Origin of the sequence: Flagellimonas pacifica, from assembly GCF_900215465.1 — a bacterium.
GTDB lineage: Bacteria > Bacteroidota > Bacteroidia > Flavobacteriales > Flavobacteriaceae > Flagellimonas > Flagellimonas pacifica.
The window spans coordinates 106,943-127,182 of record NZ_OBEH01000003.1 but is presented as its reverse complement, the minus strand read 5'-3'; the positions used below and the strand labels follow the sequence as shown (position 1 = coordinate 127,182).

Here is a 20,240-nt window from a genome sequence, read left to right as displayed (position 1 = left end):
ACCAAATCAATATTGGCTGTTTTTGCCTTATTTTTGTAGGCACGCATCTAAGATAACAAAGAAACAAAATCTGACCATTACATAAAAAAACCATGATTCCTAAAAAAATACATTTTTGCTGGTATGGACATGGACCTTACAACGATACAATTAACAAATGTATTGCTTCCTGGAAAACAAAACTGCCGGATTACACTATTAAAAAGTGGGACGAAACAAATACCCCTTTTGACAAATTTCCCTTTTTAAGAATCCTTTACAAGCAAAAAAAATGGTCTTTTATAACTGATTATATGAGGTTATATTCCATTTATACCGAAGGAGGCATTTACCTGGACACAGATATTGAGATTCTAAAAGATTTTGGGAAATTATTGGAAGAAGAGGCTTTTGTTGGTTATCAAACAACATTAGAGGAGTCTAAATATCCTTTTAACTCTGCAGTTGTTGGAAGCACACCCAAAAACCTTTTCATTAAAGAATGTATAAAGGAAACTGAACGAAAACAACGCCTAAAATACAATGCTATGGGTGGGCCTCCCATTGTCAGTAAAGTTCTTATTCAGGATTATGGAGTAAACCAATACAAAGACCAAACTATAAATGGGGTAAAATTACTTACCAAAGACTATTTTTTCCCTTTTTCATGGATGGAGGAATATTCCCCAGAATGCATCACTGAAAATACGGTTTGTATACATTGGTGGGAAGAATCATGGACCGTGAAAAAGAAAAATCTAAGCTATTATGTTGATAGTGTAAAACGAAAATTACAAAAGACACCTACCATTCTGGGGAATCGGTTAAAATACAACATCAATGAAAAAGGGTTTTATCTAACCGATTTTCAATAAAATACAGAACATCTTACTTTACTAAAAATTACAGTGATTCAAAAAGAAATTCAATCCGCTTCAGATGTTTTAAAAAAAGGTGGTCTAATTCTCTATCCTACAGACACTGTCTGGGGTATTGGGTGTGACGCCACCAATGAAGAAGCCGTCAAAAAGGTATATCAACTCAAAAAAAGAGTGGATAGCAAGGCCTTGATTTGTTTGGTTGCCAACCAGGCCATGTTGGAAAGGCATGTAACGGAGGTTCCTGAAGTGGCATATGACATCATGGATTTGGCAGAAAAACCCACTACTATAGTTTTTGACCAACCCAAGGAAATTGCCCAAAACCTTATAGCCAAAGACAATACTCTCGCTATTAGAGTGGCTTCCGACAAATTTTGCCAATATCTTATCAATAAGTTCGGTAAACCCATCGTATCCACATCTGCAAATATTTCCGGTTTTCCCACACCAAAACATTTTAAAGAGATAAGTCCAGAAATTTTAAAAGGAGTGGACTATGTGGTAAATTTGCCCGACGAAAATAAAAACCCTTTCCCTTCGTCCATTATAAAATTGAGCAATGACGGTCAGGTCAAGGTAATCAGGGAGTAAAAATGACGCAAGAATTCCATAAAAAGGCTATACAACATCCCATTTTCAAGCTTATTGGAGAAACTTCAGAAGAGCTGGGTATTGGTTCCTATGTTATTGGTGGGTTTGTCCGCGATTACTTTTTAAACAGAGGCACTCCAAAAGATATTGACATTGTAGCTATCGGCAGTGGAATAAAACTTGCTCAAAAAGTCGCTTCAAAATTGAGTGGAAAACCTCAGGTTTCCGTGTTCAAAAATTTTGGTACTGCCATGATCAAGCACCAAGACTTGGAGTTGGAATTTGTGGGAGCACGAAAAGAAAGTTACCATCGTGATAGTCGAAAACCAGTTGTGGAAGATGGTACTTTGGAAGATGACCAAAATAGAAGGGATTTCACCATCAATGCCATGGCTTTGGCATTGAACTCATCCAATTTTGGACAACTTTTGGACCCTTTTAATGGAAGAAAGGATTTAGGGCAAAAAATCATCAGGACTCCCTTGGAACCAGGAATTACCTATTCGGATGACCCACTTCGGATGATGCGAGCCATTCGGTTTGCGACCCAGTTAAATTTTAATATCGAGCTTAAATCTCATCAAGCGATATTAGAAAACAAAGACCGCATCAAAATAATTTCCAAAGAGCGAATTGTTGATGAGCTCCACAAGATTTTGATGAGTAAAAAGCCATCCATCGGGTTTAAGCTGATGCACCAAACTGGACTTTTACCGCTCATTCTCCCTGAACTTACTGCTTTGCAGGGTATTGAGGAGGTTGAAGGCCAACGACACAAGGATAATTTTTGGCACACATTGGAAGTGGTGGACAACATCTCAGAAAACACAGATAACCTTTGGTTACGATGGGCAGCATTACTGCATGACATCGGTAAAGCCCCAACCAAAAGGTTCCATAAAAAAATTGGCTGGACATTTCATGCCCATGAATTTGTGGGCTCTAAAATGGTCTACAAACTTTTTAAAAGGTTACGAATGCCCTTGAACGACAAGATGAAATTCGTTCAAAAAATGGTATTGATGAGCTCAAGACCTATCATTCTTTCAGAGGATCATGTAACAGATTCAGCAGTCAGGCGCTTGGTCTTTGATGCAGGGGAATATGTGGAAGACCTTATGACCTTGTGCGAAGCGGATATCACTACAAAAAACCCACGAAAGCAGAAACGGTACAAGAACAATTTCAAGATTGTTCGCCAAAAAATAGAAGAGGTCGAGGAACGTGATCATGTGCGCAATTTTCAACCTCCCGTTTCTGGAGAGGAAATCATGAAAACCTTCAATTTAAAACCTTCTAAGGAAATCGGAATCATTAAAGATGCCATCAAGGAAGCTATCCTAGAAGGAGTGATTCCCAATGAGCATGATGCAGCATTTCAATTTATGTTGGAAAGAGGTAAGAAAATGAACCTGAAAGCAATTACAGATGAAAAATAACAAATATGTAATCTATTGGCTATTAACAGGCTGCGTATTGATTTTCATTATGGTGCTAGTAGGCGGAATTACTAGGCTAACCCATTCAGGACTTTCCATTTCAGACTACAAGTTGATTACTGGAACCCTCCCTCCCATGGGACAACAAGAGTGGAAAGAGGCGTTTGAACTATATAAACAATACCCAGAATACCAAAAACTAAACTATCATTTTACCCTTGAAGATTTTAAGAGCATCTATTTTTGGGAATGGTTACATAGGGTTATTGGCAGGTTAATCGGAATAGTTTTCATTGTTCCTTTTTTGTTTTTCTTGATTCGTAAAAAATTGGATGGACCAACCATAAAAAAGTGTCTTGTTTTGCTTTTTTTAGGTGGATTCCAGGGTTTTTTGGGCTGGTATATGGTAAAAAGTGGGCTGGTAGACCGTCCAGATGTCTCCCACTATCGATTGGCAGCACATTTAACTACAGCCTTTATCACCTTTGCTTATAGTCTTTGGGTAGCCTTGGATTTAATCTATCCCTCAAAAAAGGAAATCAATAAAAACATTAGAAACCTTATTGGAATTGCACTGGTGGTCTTGATTATTCAAATTGTGTGGGGTGCTTTTGTTGCTGGCCTAGATGCTGGATTTATCCACAACCACTGGCCCATGATGAGCGAAGGAAAGCTGATTCATGAAACAGTCTATATTGAACAAAGACCCGTAGTCAATAATTTTATTGAAGGTAAAAGCGGCGTACAATTCATACATAGGTATTTGGCCTATATCGTGGTAGCCCTAGTGGGATTAATTTGGCATAGAACCAAAACGATAAAACTAACTCAAATGCAGGAAAAGGGTGTAAAGTCTTTGTTGATCTTGGTTTTAGTCCAGTTTTTGTTGGGAGTTTTCACCATAATTTATGCCGTACCGCTTATTTTGGGAGTTGCCCATCAAATTGGAGCCTTTTTTCTCTTGGCAGCAATGACCTTTACTTTACATAGATTTTCCAAATAAAACACTATTTATTGTAACTTTGCCCCACTTTAATTTTTGCTGAATGATTTATAAAATAAGGATAATACTTGATGCAGAGGATGATATCTTTAGGGATATTGAGATAGAGGATGTAAGTACCTTAGAAGATTTTCATAATGCAATAACCCAGGCTTTTGGTTTTGGAGGCAGTGAAATGGCATCCTTTTATACTTGTGATGAGGAATGGAACCAGGATGAAGAGATTGCTCTTTTTGATATGAGTGAAACCGGCTCCGATGTTAGATTGATGAATGAAACCATTCTGGAAGATGTGGTTACCGAAAAGTCCCCAAAAATGATCTACGTTTATGATTTCTTCAGTATGTGGACATTTTTTGTGGAACTGGCGGATATTACCGAAAAAGAAGATGGTAGAACCTACCCTAATCTCCTGTTCAGTTTTGGAGAACTGCCCGATTCCCCGCCTGAAAAAAAGTTTGAATCAAAACCTTCGGTTGACTTTGACGATTCCTTTGGAAGTTACGATGATCTGGATTTTGACGAAAACTGGAATTAATATATACAATTAACAATTGCCAATCTCCAATGAACAATGATAAAAATTGTTCATTGAGTATTGATAACTGAAAAACAAAATGCTAAACCTATATTCTGCCCAAATTGAAAGTGCCTCACTTCACCGTGTTGGAAATCAAAGTAAAAATGAGCCCATCTTCTTGTCCGAAGAACCATTTTCCTTAAATGACGAAATGTCCGGGTTGTTGAAGGAGTATTTTTTTAAACCTTTCAGAGAAAAAGAAGAGAACTATTTTAGGTTTTCTCATGAGGCGGACTTGGAATTCAATGAAGTTTTCAATGCTGTTTCGGAGCTTTTTGGTGATTTTTCCAAATCGCATCAATTATCCAAAAAGATTACCAGTCACCTTTATCAACAATCCAACCACCCACATATTAAAAGTGGAGAGGTTTATATTGTCCATTTTTCTGATATGGTCATCGATAACCAAAAAACAGAGGCCGTAGGCATCTTTAAAAGTGAGTTGAAGCATGATTTTCTTCAATTTGAAGAAAAAAATCAGAATCTTGAAATTTTGATTCGCCAGGGAATCAATATCAATAAATTGGATAAGGGCTGTATTGTTTTCAATGTAAACAAAGAAGAAGGATATAAGGTTTTATCGGTTGACAGTAACCGCTATGACGCCAAGTACTGGTTGGAAAATTTCTTGGGACTATCACCTTTGACCGATGAAAACTTCTATACCAAAAACTATCTAAAATTCTGCCAGAACTTTGCCAAGGATGTAGTGCTTCCTGCCGAAGATAAACAGCAAGAAGTGCTTTTTATGAACCGCGCGGTAAACCATTTTGCCAAAAATGATGAGTTTGAAGAAACTTCTTTTTTAAATGAGGTGATGGAAAACCCTGAGTTAATACCTGAGTTTAAGCATTACAAAGTTGAAAAAGGTCCCAAATTCAGCATTGAGGATGTCTCCAATTTTGATATTGCCAACAAAGCGGTTTCCGATGCCCGAAAAAAAATAAAGAACGTCATCAATCTTGATACCAATATTCAGATAAAAATGGATTTCATTAACCCGGAATCTGCTGAGAAATTTGTGGAAAAAGGTTGGGACGAAGAACGTCAGATGTACTATTACCTAGTGTATTTTAATAAGGAGCAGAAAAGCTAGGGTAGTATTAATTACAAGTGTTCCCTTCCATTTCAATAGAATTTGGGTTTTCCGAATTGTTTTCAATACACTCGTACTGATTTCCACCAGTTGGCTCATAAATGGTGTTGTTGAGTATAGATACTTGATTATGAGCACTGAATAATCTCACTCCGCTTCTATTTTTGGGTCTAATCGTGTTTTCCATCACTTTTATGTTGTTGACATTCCCTATCTCAAGACCACCGTGTACTTCATTGTTTTTAAAGGTCACACCATTTATATTTGAAAAAGTTACTGCTTTGGCTTTTGATTCTTTAAAAGTGTTGTCCTCAAAAACAAGGGTATTGTTTTTATGTTCTTCCTTATTGTTCATTTGTGCAAAATAAACAAGGAAACTTCCAGATGTAATCTCGTTTCCTTTGATTTCTATCTCATCGCCATGCGTATTTGTTGCCTGTATCCCATTTCCGGTGACATTGATCGTATTGTCATGTATCCTTGCCTTAAATGCTTTGCTCAATTGAATTCCTGAACCGCATTCTTTTATGGTATTCTCGTGAACATAGGCCTCATTTGATCCTACAACAACACCAAGACTATAACCTTCAATGCTATTTCCAGCTATTTCATTATTGAAAACAGTTTCTCCTGTCCCGGCAGCAAATATTGCCCAACTATCGACAGCAGTACCAGTAGCTTTAAATCTATTATTAATAACCTTTGATTCGGACACTAACGAATAGACCACCCGGGTTCCTATGTCATTATCCTGTACAGTAAGGTTCTGCCCAATTGTTAATGTAACAAATCCTCCCCTACTCCCACGCTCAGTGTTATTTTTTATATCCACATCAAAAACCTTTTGACGCTCCATAAGAATACCGTTATCGTCCCTATATCTATCAGGTTCAATATTGATAGCATAACCTACCTCACCCCCATCAGAATTTTTAGAAGGCAAACCTGTATCTATAAAAGTATTCCCTTCAATCAGAACATCTCTTCCATCTGTAAGTGCAATGGCCATCCTTCTAGAGTTTTTAAACTTGCAATTGATGATTTTAAGGTTTGTAGTTGGGTCATAATTGGGATTAAAAGAGAATCCTGTTGAATAAATGGTTATGGACCCTGAAGATCCTTCTTCAAAATTGACACCATCAATAGTAACATTCTTTCCAGAGTGAATGTGCATTAAATGATTCCCTTCAAGACCCGTGTCATTCGGAGAGTATATTCGTTCATCTCTATCCCCGTGAAGATTTCCTCCAGTTATACTAACATTGGATACTTCTCTGACAGCCAAAATACAGCCTGATAAATTCACCGCTCCCCCTGGAATCATCCTCAAATGGGTATTGTCAGACATTGATAAATGAAAATCTGACGGAATATTCACAGCCTCTTTTGAGGGGTACCAATTTTGGTTTGTTGTTGTGCTGGTTACCGTATTTATATTAAAATAAGCATCAAACCTGTCAATTTTAAAAACCGTAGCTCCCAACTGCTTGGTAAATTCCATCAACCTTTCCAGTTCCTGATTATTCTTCAATGCAATATCAGATGTGGTCTTTCCCTCAACAATGTCCCATCTAAGCGCGTAAAACTTAAATTCTGGGTCTTTTAACTTTACATCACCCTCTACTTCAAGTTTTGAGCTCAACAATCTTCCATCTATAGTGCCCCCAGAAAATATGAGCTTACCATTGACTATATCTCCCTTACCAAATTCAAAATTGACATTTGACGGAAGTGAAATAGTCTCTCCATTAAGATCCAAAACACAATCTATTGTTACGGTAGAATTAGCCGCCAAATCCTGTAGGTCAAAATCACATGGGGTAGTAATGGTATTTTCAGGTTGATCTTGAACAATTTCCTCACCAGTACCAACACTTTCAGTACTACAGGAAACAAAAATCAACATTAATAAGATGGTAACGAAGAAGCTGTTCTTTTTCATTTTCAATAGATCTGGGGTTTAAAAACTAACGGTTTGGATTGGGGTTTCGTGTGCAGCGCCCTTGCAGTTGAACGAAAATATCATGAAAAATTAATCCTGAAAAACCTACAAAACAACAAGTGAATATTGATTAAATCCTAATTATTGGAATCATTACCTATAATTTGCCTCATATTAACGTCTTGGTAGTTACGCTTCACAAAATCAAGGGCAAGAGATAACACTTCTCCCATTGTCTTGCATTTTTTAAAATCAAGGTCCTTGGCCATATCATATATCTCAAGCTTAAGCTTGGTTATATTTTCATCCAATGAAATCTCATCTATTAAGCATGCATCCAAAAGTCTTTTGATTCTATCACCAGAACTTAATATTCTTTTGGCAACTATGGAACGTTCCTCAATTTTATACTGGTCTACCGAGTGTTTTTGTAGTTTGGAACGTACCAACTCCACCATTTTATAGTTTTCCTTAAAAAACTGTGGCCGGTATACCTTCAATTTCCCTTCAAAACATTGTTGGTCAAAATCTATAGCTCTGATTTTGTATACCACATGGTCAAAATCATGTGTTGGAACAATTACATAGTTATAAGATCTCATATCTCCCAATAGCCTAATCATGCATCGCTCATTAAATTTCACAAATTCCTTGGCCAGTTGTGCTTTTTCAGGTTCCGTACACTTAGGAAGTACATCATTTATAAAAACGTCCCCTGGGATACCAGCTATGTGCTCTTCTATCAACGTATCTCCGCATACTAAAAAGTTAAGGTTATAGGGAGAGAGCATATGCTCCAATTCTAATCCATAAATACGAGAGGCATCAGTCTTTTTTACATAGAAATAGGTGTAATTGTCATTTAAAATGTTCCGTACTTTGATTCGAAAAGGTTTAGAATTTCCAAAGGTGCAAAAATCTACTGCATCAACATTTAGATATTCCAAAATCCGATCACTTCCATCAGAATGTAAAATTGAATATACCTTTTTAAGGCTTAAATCGATTTCTTCTCGTTCAAAATCGGAATAATAAACCCGTACCCAAAGTGTGTCAGTGCCCTGAGAATCATAAACAACAACAGAACCAGAAAACCGCAATAGATCTTCATAAAAAATGGGGATTTCAATTTTACGACTATATCGATGTAAGTACCCATCCAGTTTTTCATTAACTGGATAGGCAGGCTTTTTCTTGGACATCAGTTTTTCCTCAGACATTCTTTCCCTATTTTGTAACAAAATCCATAATACCTCGTCAAGTTACTATAAACAAATCAAAAAACGATTCCGACTTGGAAACTATACTGACCGTAAACAATCTGACAAAAAAATTCGGCTACCTTACTGCTGTAAAAAATTTGTCGTTCACCATTGAAAAAGGCAATGTCTATGGCATTTTAGGACCCAATGGAAGTGGTAAATCCACCACCTTGGGCATTATTTTAAATGTTGTGAACAGAACTGCCGGTGATTTTAACTGGTTTGATGGAACTACTTCAACCCACGAAGCTTTGAAAAAGGTTGGGGCAATTATTGAGCGCCCTAATTTTTATCCATATATGACCGCTATTCAAAATTTGAAGCTGGTTTGTAAAATAAAAGAGGTCCCGGATACCAAAATCCAGGAAAAATTGGAGCTCGTTGGTCTTTGGGAACGAAGGAATAGCAAGTTCAGAACATATTCCTTAGGAATGAAACAACGGTTGGCCATTGCCTCTGCATTGCTCAACGATCCAGAAATCCTTATCCTTGATGAGCCCACAAACGGACTCGACCCTCAAGGCATACATCAAATAAGGGAAATTATTAAAAAGATTGCCGGTAAAGGGACTACAATATTATTGGCCTCACATTTATTGGATGAAGTTGAAAAAGTATGTTCCCACGTGGTAATTCTAAGAAAAGGAGAGAAACTATATTCTGGACCTGTTGACGGCATGTTGGCAAGCCATGGTTTTTTTGAATTGAGAACCAAGGATATGGAAAAACTTGAAGCGCTATTGGAAAAGAATGCCAGCTTTGGAAAATTAACCAAAGAGAATGGTATGCTCACCGCTTTCCTAAAAGAAGAAATGAATGCTGAAGAGTTAAATAAGATGCTGTTTGACCAAGGTATGGTTCTTTCTCACTTGGTAAAACGTAAGGAAAGTTTAGAAGAGCAATTTTTAACCCTGACCAAAAACAAATAGATAGAAATGGTACGCTTACTACAGATAGAATTCATAAAACTTTGGAACAACAGAGCAAGTAAAATATTGATTCTTTCATACTTTATACTTATATGTTGCATCGCCTTGATTGCAGCCATAAAATTTCCTTTTGGTGAGGGAATATTATTGGCCGACCTCGGAATCTTTAACTTCCCTTACATTTGGCATCATAATTCATTCATAGCTGCCATCCTAAAACTTTTCTTTGCCATTGTTGTGGTTTCAATGATGGCAAACGAGTATAGCAATAAGACCATTAAACAAAATTTGATAGATGGTCTGTCCAAAAAGGAATTTGTCCTTTCCAAGTTTTTGACGGTTATCTCATTTTCCCTGATTTCAACCGTTTTTGTATTTGTGGTTTCCATGATTTTGGGACTCATTTATTCTGACTACAATGAGGTTTCCATCATTTTTTCGGATATGGAGTTTCTACTGGCATTCTTTATAAAGCTGGTAGGATTCTTCTCGTTCTGTCTTTTTCTGGGCATTTTTGTGAAACGTTCGGCGTTTGCCCTGGGTTTCTTAATTCTGTGGGCTGTTTTCGAACAAATTTTATTTGGAATTCTAGGTTGGCAAATTACATCCTGGGAAACGGCATCGAAAATCAAGAGTTTTCTTCCGTTAGAATCCATGGCCAACCTGATAAATGAGCCATACACCCGACTAAGTGCCGTTCAAAACGTTGCTAATCAAATAGGGGAAAATCTGAATTTTGATTATGCAGTTCATTGGCACGAATTTCTAATTGTCCTTTTTTGGACGGCTCTTTTTGTCTATTTATCCTATGTATTATTGAAAAAGCGTGATTTATAGTATCTTGTCAGGTACTTTTATAACGTTGAATGCTATATAAATACATTTGCTTATTTCTTATTTCACTATTTTCCTTTGCCTTATTCGGACAGGGAGAGACCTCTAATTGGTATTTTGGGAACGGTGCCGGAATAAAATTCAACAACGACGGAACCGTTGTACCACTCACTAATGGTAGAATAAATACTTTTGAAGGTTGTGCTTCTTTATCCGATGCGGCTGGCAATCTATTATTATATACTGATGGCATTAGGGTTTATGATGGCAATCATAGTCTTATGCAAAACGGATCGGGACTCTATGGTGATCCTTCTAGCACACAATCCGCAATTATCGTACAAAAACCCCAAGACCCCAATATCATTTACATTTTCACAGTGGATACGTCCACTTTTGAGGATGACCCTGATCTTGGTTTAAATTATTCGGTGGTAGACCTATCACTAAATGGAGGAAACGGTGCCGTAATTCTAAAAAATGTCAATCTACTTGAAGATTGCTCAGAAAAGATTTCTGCAGTGGTCAAAAACTGTATGGACAATTCCATTTGGGTTGTTGTTTTAGGAACATACAGTGGAGGAGTTGGAAGGTTCAATACGTATTATGCATATGAAATTTCCCCAACTGGCGTCAATGCCACACCGGTTAAAAGTACATTCAATGATCTCCAGGTTGTAGATCCCAGAGGATATTTAAAATTCTCGGCAGATGGCAAAACACTAGCCAGTGCCAATTCCTCGAATGGTCTTTACATATATGATTTTGACGCAAATACAGGGGTTGTTTCCAATCAACAAATATTGACAATTACCGCTCCAAACAAATTTCCCTATGGCATTGAATTTTCGCCAAACCAGCAATTCTTGTATACCCACACCTCAAACAATGAACCTGCCAATCAAGATGGAGGACATTCCTCTTCTTTATTGCAATTTGACCTTACTGCTACGGATATATCTGCTTCAGAAGTTGAAATTGATAGAAATCCAATATATAGAGGAGCACTTCAACTAGGTCAAAATGGCAAAATATATAGGACCATAGCAGAAAGTTATATTAAAGGAACACCTTATTTGGGCGTTATTGAAAATCCCAATGAAAAAGGAATCGCTGCCAATTACAAGCATAATGCCATATCTTTGAATGGCCGAAATGCAACACAAGGCCTTCCGCCGTTTATCCAGTCCTTTTTTGACCGGGTAGAGATAGTAAAAAATACAGATGGTTCCACATCTACTTCTTTGGATATTTGTTATGGAGAACCTTTTAATCTTGAGGTGGAAAACATCCCTGGTGCAACTTATAATTGGGAAAAAGATGGAAATCCTATCACTAACCCAAGTAATGTTCTTGCTATAAACACTGCAGATGTTACAGATTCTGGACGTTATTCTCTTGAGATAACACTTAGCGACCCTAGTGAATGCCCGATAATAGGGGAAGCATTCATTTCTGTTAACCCTCTTCCTAATGCTCCTTTTCTTTCTTTGGTACAATGTGACATCAATACCAACAACGCTACAGATGGTATTACCTTTTTTAATTTGGAACAAGCAATTTTTGATACATCCTATACATTTTCATTTTACGAATCTCCTGCAGATATAACTACCAACAGTCCCATCACGGACCCTATTGGCTACGTTAATTCAACTCCGTTTAACCAAACCATTCAATATAAGGTCGCAGATGAAATGGGTTGTGAGAACTTCGGTGAGTTGGAGTTAACTGTCAGATCTGTTGTTTTTACCCCGGATGACGAAAAATCATTTTATCAATGTGATGATAACCCAGAAGATCTATTATTGGAATCAACGTTTGACCTTAGTGATTTTCAACAAGTAAATTACCCAAACAAGGACATTGCTTTTTATGCTACTTTAGAAGATGCCAGTCTAGAACAAAATTCAATATCAGGTGTTTATAAAAGTATTTCTAAAACCATTTATGCCAGAATTGAGGATAGTAATGAATGTGAAGATATAGATGTAATTCATCTAGTGGTCAACCCAACACCATCATTTACTTTTGATAACGAGATTTTATGGTGTACTGATGGCCCTCCATTACCAATAAAAGCCCCTGGAGGATTTGATTTCTATAGATGGTACAAAAACGAAGGTGGCCTTAACCAAGAAATGGGAAATCAACAGGATCTTCAGGTTTCTTCTACAGGGAATTACACCCTTTTGGCAGGGTACATTTACAACACCAATGATGGAAGTTTTGAATGTACCAATGAAGTGGAATTTGAAGTGATTCCATCGAACATAGCCAAAATTGAAGACGAACGCATTGAAGATATCTGGGAAAACAACCTAATTGAAGTAATTGTTTCCGGTGATGGTGATTACGAATATTCCCTAGATGGTAATAACTATCAAGATTCCCCAGAGTTCAGAAATATACAACCAGGCTTTCCCATCATTTACGTAAGAGATAAAAATGGATGTGGAATAGCTAGGAAAAAGATTTCAGTTATTGGATATCCAAAGTTTTTTACACCCAATGGTGATAATTATAATGATTCTTGGCAAATCATTGGTGCAAACAGCCTTTTTCAGGCTGAAAGTATTATTTCCATTTATAATCGATTTGGACAATTAGTGGCCCAAATCAGTCCAAAAACAGAAGGATGGGATGGCACTTTCAACAATAATGCTTTACCTGCCTCCGATTATTGGTTTAGGGTCTCATTGGAAGATGGTAGAATTTTTAAGGGGCATTTCGCCCTTAAAAGATAATTCTAGAGATAAAAATCACTAAATTAAAGAGTTTGATTTTTGTCAAATGTTAAAAAAATTGCTTCTCATATCAACTTTATGCTTTTCCATTCTTGGAAAGGCACAAACCTGCCCGGGCTTGTCAAGTCCCCTAAATGGGGACAGCAATGTTTCAGTGAACACTACTATTTCCTGGGAGGCTTCAGATGGAATCCCGGCTTATCGGATTCGTTTAGGCACAACCCCCGGCAGTGCGGACATTTTAGAGCGGTCTGTTGGAAATTCCACTTCATACACCCCTCCTTTGGGGCTTCCGGAAAATACCCAAATTTATGTCACCATAATTCTGGATTTCTTATTTGAAGGTGGAGCAGATATTATTTGTCCAAGCCAATCGTTCACAACAGAAGATGTAATCACTCCACCTTCTTGCACTACCATGAAAACCCCACTCGATGGCGCAAGTAATGTGAGTGTATTTTCAAATTTGGTTTGGAACTATGCCCCTTCAGCCACTAGTTATGTAGTTAGTCTTGGCACAACACCTGGCGGAAATGATATCCTTTCCCCAATCAATGTAGGAAACACACTTTCATACAATCCTCCGGGTCAGTTTCCTGCCAATACCACTATCTATGTCACCGTATCTCCCAGCAATGAAAATGGTACTGCAACTGGCTGTACTGAAACTAGTTTCACAACAGGTGAATTGGCAAGTTTACCTGGATGTACAAATCTTGTGAGTCCATTAAATGGAGCTATCAATGTTCCTTTAACTCCTTTTATAGAATGGGTTCCTGTTCCAGAAGCAACCGGATATAGGGTTACCATAGGTTCATCTCCTGAAACGGCAGACATTCTTGACAACGCTTCATTTGCGACAAACTCAACTTTTGTGTTGGACTTTGAAGCAAACCGAACTTTCTTTATAACCATTGTACCCTACAATGCAGCTGGAAATGCCCTTAGTTGTGGACAAGAAAGCTTTTCAACCATTTTAGGGTGTGGTCCTTATTTGGATCTAGCAACAGGGGAAACAGTAACATTGAATCCTGAAATAGATTTTCCAGAAACTTTATCCCTATGCCAAAATGAAACTCCGTTCATTGTAACTTCAAATGATGTTGCAGATGGTTATCGATGGTATAAAGTAGACCAATTTGGCAATGAAACATTATTATCCGAAACCATTGAGGTTGCCCTTACTGAAAATGGAACCTATAAATATGAAGCGTATAATTTGATTCCGCAGTCAGGAGGCAGCTTAGAATGCCCATCAACCAGGGAATTCAATGTGGTTTCCTCCGAAATTGCATCTATTGATGATCTATTAACCTCGGAAAACACCTTTGGATTGGAAGTGACGGTTAATGCATCTGGGAATGGAGATTATGAATTTGCCATTGATACTATTGATGGACCATATCAGAATAGCAATATTTTTAATGCCGTTGCACCTGGAACACATACTTTTTATGTTCGAGACAAAAATGGTTGTGGCATTGCTGAGAAAAAATTTGTTCAAGACCTTACCGTAGAAGGTTTCCCAAAATTCTTTACACCCAATGGGGACAATGTCAACGATTTCTGGCAATTCATTCAACCTCGTAGCGGAGCGGAAATCGTTTTGCAGAGCATTCGGATATTTGACCGATATGGTAAATTTTTGAAAGAGATTACCCAGAATTCCCAAGGGTGGGATGGTAATTTTGCTGGACAGCCATTACCATCCGGTGATTATTGGTACAAGGCCTTGGATATTACGAATAGAGAAATATTGGGCCATTTCTCTTTGAAGCGATAATCTCGCCTTTTCACTTCGTTTTGGTATTACGCTTTAGTATTTTTATGAAATGAAATTTCAGGTAGTATCAGAATTTAAACCTACAGGTGACCAACCCGAGGCTATACGCCAATTAGTTACTGGAATTGAGGAAAAAGAAACACATCAAACCTTATTAGGTGTGACAGGTTCTGGAAAAACATTTACAGTGGCAAACGTGGTGGAGTCCGTGCAACGCCCAACTCTTGTTTTGGCCCATAATAAGACCTTGGCAGCTCAGCTCTACTCTGAGTTCAAGCAGTTTTTCCCAAAAAACGCCATAGAGTACTTTGTATCCTATTATGACTACTACCAGCCTGAAGCTTACATCCCAACCAGTGGACTTTATATTGAAAAAGATTTATCCATCAACGAAGATATAGAGAAATTAAGATTGAGTGCTACCTCATCCTTGCTGTCAGGGCGAAGAGATGTGCTGGTAGTCGCCTCTGTCTCCTGTCTTTACGGTATTGGCAACCCTGTAGAGTTTCAAAAAAACGTAATCTCTATACACAGAGACCAAGTGATATCAAGAACAAAGTTCTTAAAACAGCTTGTTCAAAGCCTTTATTCTAGAACAACGGCCGATTTTAGAAATGGTAACTTCAGGGTCAAAGGTGATGTTGTTGATGTATTCCCAGGTTATGCCGACCATGCCTTCAGAATACATTTTTTTGGAGATGAAATTGAAGAAATTGAAGCTTTGGATCCCTTTAACAACAAAGTTATAGAGGAATATGAGTCATTGAACATATATCCCGCAAATATGTTCGTTACCTCTCCCGATGTTCTTCAAAATGCAATTCATCAAATTCAAGATGACTTGGTAAAACAAATTGACTATTTCAAAGAAATAGGTCGACCTCTTGAAGCAAAACGTTTGGAGGAAAGAACCAATTTTGATTTGGAAATGATCAGAGAACTGGGGTATTGTTCTGGGATTGAAAACTATTCCAGATATTTGGACGGCAGGGAGCCGGGCACAAGACCTTTCTGTTTGTTGGACTATTTTCCAGATGATTATTTGATGATTATTGATGAGAGCCATGTAACCATTCCACAAGTCCATGCCATGTATGGTGGTGATCGTTCCAGAAAAGAAAATTTAGTTGACTACGGGTTCAGGCTTCCTGCTGCAATGGATAATAGACCTCTGAAATTTGAGGAGTTTGAGGCCTTACAAAACCAGGTCATATATGTAAGTGCCACCCCTGCTGATTATGAGCTACAATTGAGTCAAGGAGTTTATGTTGAACAAGTCATCAGACCTACTGGTTTATTGGATCCAATTATTGAAGTTAGACCCAGCATGAACCAAATTGATGATTTGGTAGAAGAAATTCAGCAGCGCGTTGAGGCCGATGAACGTACGCTTGTGACCACTTTGACCAAACGTATGGCAGAAGAATTAGCCAAATATCTCGCTAGAATTGATATACGTTGCAGATACATTCATAGTGATGTGGATACTTTGGAACGTGTTGAGATAATGCAGGATTTGAGAAAAGGCATATTCGACGTTTTAATTGGAGTAAATCTATTACGAGAAGGTTTAGACCTACCTGAAGTTTCTTTGGTTGCTATTTTGGATGCTGATAAAGAAGGTTTTTTGCGCAGTAACCGTTCCTTGACGCAAACAGTAGGCCGTGCGGCCCGTAATTTAAACGGTAAAGCCATAATGTATGCGGACACAATTACAGATAGCATGCAAAAAACCATCGATGAGACCAACTACCGTAGAGAAAAACAAATAGCATATAACACAGAAAACAATGTTGTTCCCAAGGCATTGAACAAAACTTTGGATAATGCCCTGGCCAAAAACTCCGTTTCCACTTATCATTTTCAAAAAGAGGAGCTACGCGCTGCCGAACCTGACTTGGAATATTTGACTCAAGATCAAAAGGAAAAAATGATTCGCGAAAAAAGAAAGGCCATGGAAAAAGCGGCCAAAGAACTTAATTTTATGGAAGCTGCCAAGTTGCGGGATGAAATTAAGATGCTACAAGAACAAGAATAGAAGAAAGCCCCACCAAAAGGCAGGGCTTTCCCCAACTAACCAACTAAACCAACCATCATGAAACACCTAAGTTGGTGTTCTACAATTCTTTTATCTGAACCTATCCTATAGAAATTAATCGCTTGGGTTCTGGTAGTGCCTCATCCTTTTTTGGAAGGGTTAACCTTAAGATTCCATCTTCATATTTTGCATCTATTTTGGTACCATCTACAGTTTCTGGTAGCGTAAATGCACGATTGAAAGATGAATACGTAAATTCTTTTCTGGTGTAATTTTCCTTGGTTTCTTCGTTCTCCGATTTCGCTTCGCTTGAAATGGTGAGGATATCATTGTCTACCTCAACTTTAAAATCTTCTTTTTTGGCTCCAGGAACAGCAAGTTCCAGCTCAAAACCCTCGGTGTTGTCCTTTATATTTACAGCAGGAACCGAAGTATTCAAATTATCAACTCCCCCAAACCAATCAGGAGTGAACAAATCGTTCATTAAGGAAGGAAAAAACAAATTATTTCTTTTAACTAAACTCATGGTGATCAAATTTTACATTAAACATTTAAATCACCTAATCATAGTCAAATGCTGTACCATAGCAAAATACGTGTCATTTTGACATTTTATTAATAAATATTAATGACAAAATGTCTTAGTTGTAGTGAGCTTTAAAAATATTGATAAGTACATCTGGGGGAACCACCTTGTTTGGATACTTGTGCATGACTTCCAAAACTTGCCCAATAGCGGAAGGGGGCAATCCCATCGCAAGACCTATATTATGAAGTGTACTTATTTCTTTTTCGTGTTGTTCTTCGTCTATGTTCATCAAAAGCAGCAACCTATGGAACTGGACAATGCGTTCTGCCTGTGACTTAAGCACCACTTTAGGGGATTTCTTCTTGAGCAGCTCATTAAAAGTATCTTCTCCTATTCCAAGATTTGAGGCAACGCTAAGTAAAAAGTGATGCTCAGAATCCTTCAAAGAGTAATCGACCCTTGCAAACGAAATCATTTCAGAAAGTATGCTCAATTTCTCTTCGTACGTTCCCATTGTATATGTTTTGAGGCCAAGTGCTAGTTAGATAACTCCAAAACAACCCATTTTAGTGCATAAAAAAACCCTGAATTGAATCAGGGTTTTACAAACCAACTCAAAAAATATGGCTATTGAGCCAAAACCCTTACAGGAACTTGATAAATCTTTCCCTTTACAGAGGAGTTCAATTCTACTTTTTGGTAATTCAATCTATGCTTGACAAAATCTTCCAACAATTCACTGTTGGTATCAACGGAAAGAACCACAATCTCACTCTGTTTATTGATTGTAAAACGTACCTTTCCTATCAATTCTTCACCATTAACCCTCAGTAGGTTTCCTTTCAACATTTCTTGAATCTGAACAGAAAGATTTCTTGAAGGATTACTTCTGTCCAAATTGTTCGCTTTTAAATTTCCAATGGCTAACATAATTATGACCAATGCGGTAATACGGATTTTTTTCATGTTTCAATTCGTTTTGTGATTTAAATGATAATTAGGGCTTTTAAAAGATGTATAACAAGCAACACCTTTACATTGATTAACTAAAATTCAGAAGAACGTTTCTTTATAAAGACGAGACAAAATTATGCTGAAATTTTGCTTAATGACTAATGTTAGACTTCGATTTAACCAATGCTTAAATCATATAACATTGAGATAATATTCCTACATTTTGTAAGATTTAATGTAAACTTAGGAACCTTACATATCTATCCCCGTTTTTTTGAGAAGAACAGTTATTTCCGACTCAGGATATTGATAGAAACAGAAAGTTTTAATATAAGAATTACCAAAACCAAAAAGGGCAACGTTAAACAAACGTTGCCCTTTACTTTTTTTAAGTTGAGAAAATTTATCCCAATACTTCCTTTACCTTATCTGCAGCTTCTTGGAATTGAACCGCTGAATGAACCGCCAATCCGGAATTATCGATAATTTCTTTGGCCAGTTCAGCATTAGTACCTTGTAACCTTACAATAATAGGCACTTTAATGGCATCACCCATATTTTTATAGGCATCCACAACACCCTGGGCCACCCTATCACAACGCACAATACCTCCAAAAATATTGATTAGGATCGCCTTTACATTTGGATCTTTCAAAATGATACGAAATGCCTCTTCTACTCTTTTAGCATCTGCGGTACCTCCGACATCCAAAAAGTTAGCAGGCTCCCCACCTGCCATTTTTATTAAATCCATGGTGGCCATGGCCAAACCAGCTCCATTTACCATACAACCTACGTTTCCATCAAGGTCAACATAGTTTAACCCTACCTCACGAGCTTCAACCTCAATAGGGTTTTCCTCACGAAGATCCCGCATTTCCGCATAGGTCTTTCTTCTATATAGGGCGTTATCATCAATGGATACTTTGGCGTCCACCGCCATAATCTTATCGTCAGATGTTTTTAAGACCGGATTGATCTCAAACAAACTGGCGTCACTTTCTTGATATGCTTTGTATAAAGCAGAAACGAATTTCACCATTTCCTTAAACGCCGTACCTGACAAGCCCAAGTTGAATGCAATCCTACGTGCCTGGAATGGCAATAGTCCAGTAGCTGGATCAATCTCCTCCGTATATATTAGATGGGGGGTCTTCTCAGCAACTTCCTCAATATCCATACCTCCTTCGGTAGAATACATAATCATATTTCTACCTGTACCCCTGTTCAGCAATACAGACATGTAAAACTCATTCGTCTCACTATCACCTGGATAGTATACATCTTCAGCGATAAGCACTTGGTGTACTTTTTTACCTTCTGCCGAAGTTTGCGGGGTAATCAAATTCATTCCAATGATGTTCCCTGCCAACTCTTCAACCTCTTTCAGGTTCTTGGCCAATTTAACACCTCCGCCTTTACCACGACCACCTGCGTGGACCTGAGCTTTGATTACGTGCCAACCTGTTCCGGTTTCTTGTGTGAGCCGCTTTGCAGCATCTACCGCTTCTTTGGCATTACGGGCAACAATTCCTCGTTGGATTCTAACCCCAAAGCTGGCTAAAATTTCTTTTCCCTGATATTCGTGAAGATTCATCTGCGAATTAACTTTTGTTTGGCGACAAAAATAGAAAACGACATTGACAAATTGAA

17 protein-coding genes are annotated in these 20,240 nt (G+C 37.8%); 11 read left to right on the top strand and 6 right to left on the bottom strand.

Annotated elements, in window-relative coordinates:
• Window positions 1-92 precede the first annotated feature (92 nt).
• From CRO15_RS10355 to CRO15_RS10330, 6 genes are all read left to right on the top strand, one after another.
• Window positions 93-854 carry a glycosyltransferase family 32 protein gene (locus CRO15_RS10355; RefSeq protein ID WP_097045765.1) on the top strand — a complete coding sequence of 254 codons (762 nt, stop codon included), beginning with the start codon at window positions 93-95 and terminating at the stop codon, window positions 852-854.
• Window positions 855-890: 36 nt separating this feature from the next.
• On the top strand, window positions 891-1,451 hold the full coding sequence (locus tag CRO15_RS10350; protein ID WP_097046183.1) for an L-threonylcarbamoyladenylate synthase: 561 nt from the start codon (window positions 891-893) through the stop codon (window positions 1,449-1,451).
• A 2-nt stretch (window positions 1,452-1,453) separates the two neighbouring features.
• Window positions 1,454-2,890, top strand: coding sequence for a CCA tRNA nucleotidyltransferase (locus CRO15_RS10345; RefSeq protein ID WP_097045764.1), 1,437 nt, complete (start codon window positions 1,454-1,456; stop codon window positions 2,888-2,890).
• Window positions 2,880-3,893 carry a COX15/CtaA family protein gene (locus tag CRO15_RS10340; protein ID WP_097045763.1) on the top strand — a complete coding sequence of 338 codons (1,014 nt, stop codon included), beginning with the start codon at window positions 2,880-2,882 and terminating at the stop codon, window positions 3,891-3,893. The genes CRO15_RS10345 and CRO15_RS10340 overlap by 11 nt, the downstream gene beginning before the upstream one ends.
• Window positions 3,894-3,936: 43 nt before the next feature.
• Window positions 3,937-4,431, top strand: a complete 495-nt coding sequence (locus CRO15_RS10335; RefSeq protein ID WP_097045762.1) for an IS1096 element passenger TnpR family protein — start codon at window positions 3,937-3,939, stop codon at window positions 4,429-4,431.
• Window positions 4,432-4,510: 79 nt separating this feature from the next.
• A complete protein-coding gene (locus tag CRO15_RS10330) occupies window positions 4,511-5,569 on the top strand; it encodes a nucleoid-associated protein (RefSeq protein ID WP_097045761.1) in 1,059 nt (352 codons plus the stop codon).
• A 7-nt stretch (window positions 5,570-5,576) separates the two neighbouring features.
• Here the strand turns inward: CRO15_RS10330 and CRO15_RS10325 are convergent, their stop codons facing one another.
• Together CRO15_RS10325 and CRO15_RS10320 are read right to left on the bottom strand one after the other, a co-directional pair.
• Window positions 5,577-7,511 (bottom strand): right-handed parallel beta-helix repeat-containing protein, encoded by a 1,935-nt coding sequence (locus CRO15_RS10325; protein WP_097045760.1) that lies wholly within the window; start codon window positions 7,509-7,511, stop codon window positions 5,577-5,579.
• A gap of 137 nt (window positions 7,512-7,648) precedes the next feature.
• Window positions 7,649-8,731 (bottom strand): hypothetical protein, encoded by a 1,083-nt coding sequence (locus CRO15_RS10320; RefSeq protein ID WP_097045759.1) that lies wholly within the window; start codon window positions 8,729-8,731, stop codon window positions 7,649-7,651.
• A 74-nt stretch (window positions 8,732-8,805) separates the two neighbouring features.
• On the opposite strand from CRO15_RS10320, the gene CRO15_RS10315 reads away from it, so the two are divergent.
• The 5 genes from CRO15_RS10315 (at window position 8,806) to uvrB (ending at window position 17,104) form a co-directional block, all read left to right on the top strand.
• Window positions 8,806-9,702 (top strand): ABC transporter ATP-binding protein, encoded by an 897-nt coding sequence (locus tag CRO15_RS10315; protein WP_097045758.1) that lies wholly within the window; start codon window positions 8,806-8,808, stop codon window positions 9,700-9,702.
• A 6-nt stretch (window positions 9,703-9,708) separates the two neighbouring features.
• Window positions 9,709-10,539, top strand: coding sequence for an ABC transporter permease (locus CRO15_RS10310; protein ID WP_097045757.1), 831 nt, complete (start codon window positions 9,709-9,711; stop codon window positions 10,537-10,539).
• 29 nt (window positions 10,540-10,568) lie between these two features.
• Window positions 10,569-13,283, top strand: a complete 2,715-nt coding sequence (locus tag CRO15_RS10305) for a T9SS type B sorting domain-containing protein (RefSeq protein WP_097045756.1) — start codon at window positions 10,569-10,571, stop codon at window positions 13,281-13,283.
• A 118-nt stretch (window positions 13,284-13,401) separates the two neighbouring features.
• A complete protein-coding gene (locus tag CRO15_RS10300; protein ID WP_165769943.1) occupies window positions 13,402-15,066 on the top strand; it encodes a T9SS type B sorting domain-containing protein in 1,665 nt (554 codons plus the stop codon).
• A gap of 49 nt (window positions 15,067-15,115) precedes the next feature.
• On the top strand, window positions 15,116-17,104 hold the full coding sequence (gene uvrB / locus CRO15_RS10295; RefSeq protein WP_097045754.1) for an excinuclease ABC subunit UvrB: 1,989 nt from the start codon (window positions 15,116-15,118) through the stop codon (window positions 17,102-17,104).
• 100 nt (window positions 17,105-17,204) lie between these two features.
• Here the strand turns inward: uvrB and CRO15_RS10290 are convergent, their stop codons facing one another.
• From CRO15_RS10290 to sucC, 4 genes are all read right to left on the bottom strand, one after another.
• Window positions 17,205-17,630 carry an Hsp20/alpha crystallin family protein gene (locus CRO15_RS10290; protein WP_097045753.1) on the bottom strand — a complete coding sequence of 142 codons (426 nt, stop codon included), beginning with the start codon at window positions 17,628-17,630 and terminating at the stop codon, window positions 17,205-17,207.
• 115 nt (window positions 17,631-17,745) lie between these two features.
• Window positions 17,746-18,147 (bottom strand): hypothetical protein, encoded by a 402-nt coding sequence (locus CRO15_RS10285; protein WP_097045752.1) that lies wholly within the window; start codon window positions 18,145-18,147, stop codon window positions 17,746-17,748.
• A gap of 113 nt (window positions 18,148-18,260) precedes the next feature.
• Entirely contained in the window at window positions 18,261-18,599 is a 339-nt protein-coding gene (locus CRO15_RS10280; protein ID WP_097045751.1) for a hypothetical protein, read from the bottom strand.
• Between the two features lie 391 nt (window positions 18,600-18,990).
• Window positions 18,991-20,184, bottom strand: coding sequence for an ADP-forming succinate--CoA ligase subunit beta (sucC, locus tag CRO15_RS10275; RefSeq protein WP_097045750.1), 1,194 nt, complete (start codon window positions 20,182-20,184; stop codon window positions 18,991-18,993).
• Between the last annotated feature and the right edge of the window lie 56 nt (window positions 20,185-20,240).

Coding starts and splice junctions, on each gene's coding strand:
- CRO15_RS10290 (WP_097045753.1), bottom strand. CDS start 17,630: ATGAGTTTAGTTAAAAGAAATAATTTGTTTTTTCCTTCCTTAATGAAC.
- CRO15_RS10320 (WP_097045759.1), bottom strand. CDS start 8,731: ATGTCTGAGGAAAAACTGATGTCCAAGAAAAAGCCTGCCTATCCAGTT.
- CRO15_RS10310 (WP_097045757.1), top strand. CDS start 9,709: ATGGTACGCTTACTACAGATAGAATTCATAAAACTTTGGAACAACAGA.
- CRO15_RS10340 (WP_097045763.1), top strand. CDS start 2,880: ATGAAAAATAACAAATATGTAATCTATTGGCTATTAACAGGCTGCGTA.
- CRO15_RS10280 (WP_097045751.1), bottom strand. CDS start 18,599: ATGAAAAAAATCCGTATTACCGCATTGGTCATAATTATGTTAGCCATT.
- CRO15_RS10355 (WP_097045765.1), top strand. CDS start 93: ATGATTCCTAAAAAAATACATTTTTGCTGGTATGGACATGGACCTTAC.
- CRO15_RS10285 (WP_097045752.1), bottom strand. CDS start 18,147: ATGGGAACGTACGAAGAGAAATTGAGCATACTTTCTGAAATGATTTCG.
- CRO15_RS10345 (WP_097045764.1), top strand. CDS start 1,454: ATGACGCAAGAATTCCATAAAAAGGCTATACAACATCCCATTTTCAAG.
- uvrB (WP_097045754.1), top strand. CDS start 15,116: ATGAAATTTCAGGTAGTATCAGAATTTAAACCTACAGGTGACCAACCC.
- CRO15_RS10305 (WP_097045756.1), top strand. CDS start 10,569: ATGCTATATAAATACATTTGCTTATTTCTTATTTCACTATTTTCCTTT.
- CRO15_RS10325 (WP_097045760.1), bottom strand. CDS start 7,511: ATGAAAAAGAACAGCTTCTTCGTTACCATCTTATTAATGTTGATTTTT.
- CRO15_RS10330 (WP_097045761.1), top strand. CDS start 4,511: ATGCTAAACCTATATTCTGCCCAAATTGAAAGTGCCTCACTTCACCGT.
- CRO15_RS10335 (WP_097045762.1), top strand. CDS start 3,937: ATGATTTATAAAATAAGGATAATACTTGATGCAGAGGATGATATCTTT.
- sucC (WP_097045750.1), bottom strand. CDS start 20,184: ATGAATCTTCACGAATATCAGGGAAAAGAAATTTTAGCCAGCTTTGGG.